We start from the raw sequence: 6,000 nt of genomic DNA, 5'->3' as shown, positions 1-6,000 counted from the left end.
CTCCAGGACTACACAGCAGGCTGAAAGCCTGAGAGACCAAAACCTGGGGCAACGCCCCTGACACAAAAACCAACAAAAACAGGCTGAAAGCCTGAGACACCAAAACCAGGGGCAACAGCCCTGGCCATACTACCCCTCCCCAGGCTGCACAGGAGGCTGAAGGCCTGCAAGACCTTATAAGTAGGCTACGCCTTCTCCACCATAAGCCCTGATTTCCTTTATCTCCTTTACAAAAATCCTTAATTTTGCGGCTATGCAAAACCGAAAACTCAAAAACAGCGAACTGGACCGTAAATCGGTAGAAGAATTCAAAGAGGCCAAAAAAACACCTATTATCGTAATTCTTGACAATGTGCGCAGTCTCAATAATATTGGCTCGGTATTTCGCACCTCCGACGCTTTTTTGATCGAAAAGATATACCTCTGCGGTATCACTGCCCAACCCCCGCATAAAGACATTCAAAAAACTGCCCTGGGCGCTACCGAGACGGTAGCCTGGGAATATGCCGAAGATGTGCTGGAGGTGGTAGAAAAACTTCAGAAAGAAAAAACCAGGGTCTTTGCGATAGAGCAGGCCGAAGGAGCCGTGATGCTAAACGAGTTTCAAGCCCAGGCCCGGGAGAAAATCGCCGTGGTTTTTGGCAATGAAGTAAAAGGAGTGCAGCAAAAAATAGTTTCGGCCAGCGACGGGATTATAGAAATCCCGCAATTTGGCAGCAAACATTCTTTGAATATAGCGGTGAGCGTGGGTGTGGTTTTATGGGATTTATTCTCGAAAATCTCTACCAATACCCACGAACAATCTTATATGAGTCATTAGTAAGTTAACTTAAGAAAAAACCTACAAGGTATTTAAAACCTTGCAGTTTAGTTTCCTGAGGGGGCCAGGGGGCTTTTTCCGATCTCTTCCAGCAAATCCAGGTAATCCCTGCGATTTTTCACAAAATCCTTTTCTGAAATATCGATGATTTGCACCCTGAGCTTGTTTTGAGATTTGATGAAATTGAGATAACTCTTATTAATTTCTACAAGATATTCAGGTTTAATATCCTGTTCATAATCCCTGCCCCGGGTTTTGATATTTTCCAGAAGCCTTTCGGTGTTTTGATAAAGATACACGTATAAATCGGGTTTCACCAGCTCCTTATACATCAAATGAAACAGCTTGTGATACAAAGAATATTCATCTTCGTGCAGGGTGATTTTTGCGAAAATCAGCGATTTGAACACATCATAATCTGAGATCACAAAATCTGAAAACAGGTCGTATTGCGCCAGGTCATCGGCCAGCTGCTGGTAGCGGTCGGCCAGAAAAGACATTTCAAGAGGAAAGGCATATCGCTCCTGATTTTCATAAAATTTCGGTAAAAAGGGATTATCCTTGAAGCGTTCCAGGATGAGTTTTGCGTTAAAATCCTGCGAGATCATCGTGGAAAAACTGGTTTTCCCGGCACCGATATTCCCTTCAACCGCAATATAATTACAGCTGGTGAAGGCATAACTTCTCTTCGGAAGTTGGAGGTGGGCTGAAATTTGCTCAATTGGCGAATCATCCTCTAATTGCTTCAGCAACTCTTCAATTTTCACATTCAATACCGGGTGCACTTCTTTTGCAGCGATATCGGCCAGGGGCCGCAAAACAAAATTTCGTTTCTGCAGATGCGGATGCGGCAATTTTAATCTTTCATTCTGGATGACCTCCTCTTCCATTAGCAAAATATCCAGGTCGAGGCTTCGATTCTGATAAGTTCCCGGGGTAGATCGCAATCTCCCGGCTTCAGTTTCGATTTTCAGCAGTTTTTCCAGAACTGCTTCCGCAGAAAATCGCGTGGAAACAGCGACACAGGCATTCAAAAAAGCATTGCCCTCAAAACCCCAGGCCGGAGTTTCGTAGATGGGAGATACCTGCAAAATTTCACCAATTTCGAGGTAGATGCTTTCAACGGCGGCCTGCAGGGTTTTATAGCGGTCGCCAACATTGCTTCCCAGTGCTACGTATAAGATTTTTGGGGGTTTCAAACTGGATTACGAAAAATTAAAAAGGATTAAGCTGAAAATTTTCACAGCAAATTAAGCAAAACAAAATCACATACTCTTAATTTTGTTAGAAGACTTAATAACAAGATTTGGCTCCAAACCCCCTTCAAGACAGCCTGGCAGCACAGCGTATTTACCTGATCCTTGGCGGATTGTTCATCGCTTCGCTGGTGGTTTCGAATCTTATTTTTCAGAAGTTTTTTTCCTGGGATTTCTTCGGAATTTACACTTTTGAAATCTCTGTGGGAATTTTGCCATATCCGGTTACCTTTCTTATCACCGATATCATAAGCGAGGTTTACGGAAAACGCCGGGCCAATCGCGTGGTCACCACGGGGATTTTTGCTTCGTTCTTTTCATTATTGATCATATACAGCGCCAATGCGGTTCCCGCCACGAGCTGGTCTCCTATTGGAGATGCCTTGTTTACAGAGGTTTTCGGAGCCACTGCCATTGCAGTTTTCGCTTCGATGACGGCTTACCTGCTGGCGCAGTACGTAGATATACATTTGTTCCATTTTTGGAAGAAACTAACCCGGGGAAAGCATCTTTGGTTGCGAAACAACCTGTCTACCTTTAGCTCGCAGTTTGTAGACACATTTTCGGTCTTGTTTTTGCTTTGCAGTTTTGGCAAAATCGAATGGGAACTCTTTGGAGCTCTTTTGCTTAGCGGTTTTCTTTTTAAAGTGATCGTGGCCATATTGGATACCCCGCTTTTATATGCGTCGGTATTTTTAATCCGGAAGCGTTTCGGGCTTAAATGGGGAGAAGAATTCGGTGAGTTAAGGTTTTAGATTTAAATTCAGAATTATGAAAAAAGTTTTAAAAATAGTTGGGATTAGCCTTTTAGTGATTTTTGTTCTGCTCCTGGCAGCACCTTTCATCTTTGAGGCTCAAATCAAGGATTATGTGCGCAAAACCATCAATAACAATGTGAATGCACAGGTTGAATTCGCCGATATCAATCTAAGCTTATTGCGCTCTTTCCCACAGGCCACTGTGGTGATCGAAGATTTTAGCGTGATCAATAACGAACCTTTTGCCGGGGATACCCTGGCAATTGGAGAGGAGCTTCTGCTGGAAATGAGCATCAAAGAATTATTCAAAGGTGCCGGCGAGGCCAAGCGCCTGGATCAACTTAAACTTAACCGTGGGTATATTAATATCCTGGTAGATTCTCTGGGAAACAACAATTACGATATCGCCATTGAGGATACTACTTCTACGGCTTCTGAATCTCCCGGGTTTAGTTTTGACCTGAAGCACTATGAGATCAATAATAGCCGCATTAAATATTGGGATGCCGGGCAAAACCTCTTGCTCGATGTAGAAGACCTGAACCACGAGGGAACCGGGGATTTTTCACTTTCTGAAAGTGAGCTCGACACCTATTCTGAAGCTTTGGTCTCTCTTGATTATGACGGGGTGAATTACCTAAGACGCAACGGTGTAAGCCTTGATGCCGTGATACAAATGGACCTCGAAAACCTGCGATATACCTTTCTTGAAAATGAAGCCAGGATAAACCAGTTACCGCTCACTTTTGAAGGTTGGGTACAGGTGAATGAAGATAATAATGAGATTGACCTGAGCTTCCAGACCCCTTCCTCCGACTTTAAAAACTTCCTGGCGGTGATTCCCGAAACCTATGCGAAGAACATCGAAAATGTTGAGACTTCTGGAGATTTTATCGTAAATGGTCGTATTCAGGGAATCGTAGACGAGACCTATATTCCAAAAATGGATATTAAAATAAGTTCGAATAACGCGCGGTTTAAATATCCCGACCTGCCAAAAAGCGTGGAGGATATCAACCTGGATTTACAGGTGTTGAACGAATCGGGTATTATGGAAGACACTTATCTAACTTTCGATAATGTGAGCTTCCGCATAGACCAGGACAGGTTTACCACCAATGGTAGTGTGCGTAATTTGCTGGGAAATATGTTGGTAGATATGGCCTTGAAGGGAACTATTAATCTGGCCAAGCTGGAGCAGGCCTATCCGCTGGAGCTCGAACAGGAACTCAACGGGATTCTTACTGCCGATCTTACCACCCAATTCGACATGAATTCCATCGAAAAAGAACAATATCAAAACGTAAAAAGTCAGGGTACTGCAAGCATCCGGAATTTCAGGTATCAATCGCCAGAACTACCTAATGCGGTAGAAATTGCCAATGCCACGATGAATTTTAATCAGGGTAACGTAAGTGTGCCCGAGTTGAAGCTTACCAGTGGCAGCAGTGATATTACTGCTTCGGGTCAAATTCAGAATTTAATGGGCTTTCTGTTTACCGAGCAACAACTCAAAGGAAATTTCAGGGTGAATTCCAATCGTTTTGTGATTAATGATTTTGTAGTAGCTGAAACCGAAGAAGTAGAAACCACCGATCCTGAAACTTCGGGAACCAGGGTTCAAAAAGTACAAACCGGCAGGGAGGCAGTGAAAATTCCATCTTTTTTAGATACTGAATTGGCTTTTAACATCAACACCCTGGTTTACGATAACCTGGAACTTAAAAATGCAAAAGGAAATATCATTTTAAGGGATGAGACCGCAACTTTACAGAATATTTCTTCGGAAATTTTCGGCGGAAATATCGCTTTAAACGGAAATGTTTCTACCCGTACTGCCACGCCCACTTTTGAGATGGCCTTGGACCTAAACGCGCTGAATATTGCCGACTCCTTTAACAATCTTGAGATGTTGCAGGCGATGGCACCCATAGCACGTGCCCTGGAAGGAAAATTACAAACCAATCTGGAACTTCGCGGAAACCTTAACGATGACCTTACCCCGCAGCTTAACACCCTAATTGGAAACGCTCTGGCCCGGGTACTAACGGCCGATATCGACCCCGAAAAATTGCCGCTGCTGTCCAGGCTGGATCAGCAACTGGAATTTATCGACCTGGATAATATCGACCTGAGCAAGCTGCAAACCAGGCTAAGCTTTAATGATGGAAAGGTACAAATTGAGCCTTTCAATTTCGATGTGAAAGGTATTAATGTACGCGTAGCCGGCGGGCACGGATTTGATATGAGTATGGATTACAGCCTGAATCTTGATATCCCTGCACGTCTACTGGGCAACCAGATAGGTAATGCGCTTGGCCAGTTAAGTGGAGATGACATTAGAAGTATGAATGTTGTACTTCCGGTAGGATTGCGAGGCACGTTTCAAAATCCGCAAATCAACATCAATATGGAACAGGCTGTCAGCCAGCTAACGAATAAAATTGTGGAAAAACAAAAGGCTAATTTAAGACAGCGAGGGGAAGAAGCCATACGGGATGTTATAAACCGAAACACCGGACAAAATCGCCAACAACAGGATACCACAGCTACGCGCGACACCACTGCGACCCAAACCCCGCCGGTGAGTTCGCAACCTAAAAACCAGGAAGAGCAGGTGAAAGAAGCCGCAAGGAATATTTTGGGCGGAATTTTGAAGAAGAATCAAACCAAAAAGGATACGGCTCAGTAGGGAGGTCTGGTTCAGAGAGGTCTCGACTACGCTCGACCTGACAGTTTAGGTAAATTTTATAGTTATCGAGGGAATGTCACCCCGAGCGCAGTCGAGGGGTCGGTTATTTTCTGTAACTTTCTTCTATGAAACTCTATTTCGTTTATACCCTGGAATGTTCAGATGGGTTGTTGTATACTGGTATTACCAATGACCTTACACGCAGGTTAGAAGAACATAATTCCGATAAAAATTTTAATAGTTTCACATTTAAAAGAAGGCCAGTAACCTTAAAGTTTCATCAGGAGTTTAATGAGGTTAACCAGGCTATATATTTTGAAAAAAAGATTAAAAAATGGAGCGCACAGAAAAAGAAGGCTTTAATCAATGGAGATTTTGAAATACTACAAATTTTAGCAGAGTGTAGAAACGCAACTCATTCAAAATATAAGCCGGAAGATTAAGCTGGGATTTTGCTGTTGAATTCTGTTGCAA

At 43.3% G+C, this 6,000-nt stretch carries 5 protein-coding genes; 4 read left to right on the top strand and 1 reads right to left on the bottom strand.

Annotation, left to right across the window (positions count from 1 at the left end; genetic code table 11):
* Positions 1-253 precede the first annotated feature (253 nt).
* Positions 254-820 carry an RNA methyltransferase gene (locus tag ACW6QP_RS03520; protein ID WP_457909463.1) on the top strand — a complete coding sequence of 189 codons (567 nt, stop codon included), beginning with the start codon at positions 254-256 and terminating at the stop codon, positions 818-820.
* 47 nt (positions 821-867) lie between these two features.
* Here ACW6QP_RS03520 and folK read toward each other — a convergent pair whose 3' ends face one another.
* Positions 868-2,019 carry a 2-amino-4-hydroxy-6-hydroxymethyldihydropteridine diphosphokinase gene (gene folK / locus ACW6QP_RS03515; protein ID WP_457909462.1) on the bottom strand — a complete coding sequence of 384 codons (1,152 nt, stop codon included), beginning with the start codon at positions 2,017-2,019 and terminating at the stop codon, positions 868-870.
* A gap of 107 nt (positions 2,020-2,126) precedes the next feature.
* Between folK and ACW6QP_RS03510 the strand changes: the two genes are divergently transcribed.
* The 3 genes from ACW6QP_RS03510 to ACW6QP_RS03500 all read left to right on the top strand — a co-directional run bounded on the left by ACW6QP_RS03510 (position 2,127) and on the right by ACW6QP_RS03500 (position 5,969).
* Complete coding sequence (locus ACW6QP_RS03510; RefSeq protein ID WP_457909461.1) at positions 2,127-2,831, top strand: queuosine precursor transporter; 705 nt, start codon at positions 2,127-2,129, stop codon at positions 2,829-2,831.
* A gap of 16 nt (positions 2,832-2,847) precedes the next feature.
* The gene (locus ACW6QP_RS03505; RefSeq protein ID WP_457909460.1) at positions 2,848-5,526 is read left to right on the top strand and encodes an AsmA family protein; all 2,679 of its coding nucleotides are present in this window, start codon (positions 2,848-2,850) and stop codon (positions 5,524-5,526) included.
* Positions 5,527-5,651: 125 nt separating this feature from the next.
* Positions 5,652-5,969, top strand: a complete 318-nt coding sequence (locus ACW6QP_RS03500) for a GIY-YIG nuclease family protein (RefSeq protein ID WP_457909459.1) — start codon at positions 5,652-5,654, stop codon at positions 5,967-5,969.
* Positions 5,970-6,000 lie beyond the last annotated feature (31 nt).

Source organism: Salegentibacter haimaensis (assembly GCF_054121495.1).
Note: the sequence above shows the minus strand (reverse complement) of the source record. Positions and strands in the feature narration are given on the sequence as shown.

Excerpts from the sequence above, each read along its gene's own strand:
- ACW6QP_RS03520 (WP_457909463.1), top strand. The coding sequence starts at position 254 with ATGCAAAACCGAAAACTCAAAAACAGCGAACTGGACCGTAAATCGGTA.
- ACW6QP_RS03505 (WP_457909460.1), top strand. The coding sequence starts at position 2,848 with ATGAAAAAAGTTTTAAAAATAGTTGGGATTAGCCTTTTAGTGATTTTT.
- ACW6QP_RS03500 (WP_457909459.1), top strand. The coding sequence starts at position 5,652 with ATGAAACTCTATTTCGTTTATACCCTGGAATGTTCAGATGGGTTGTTG.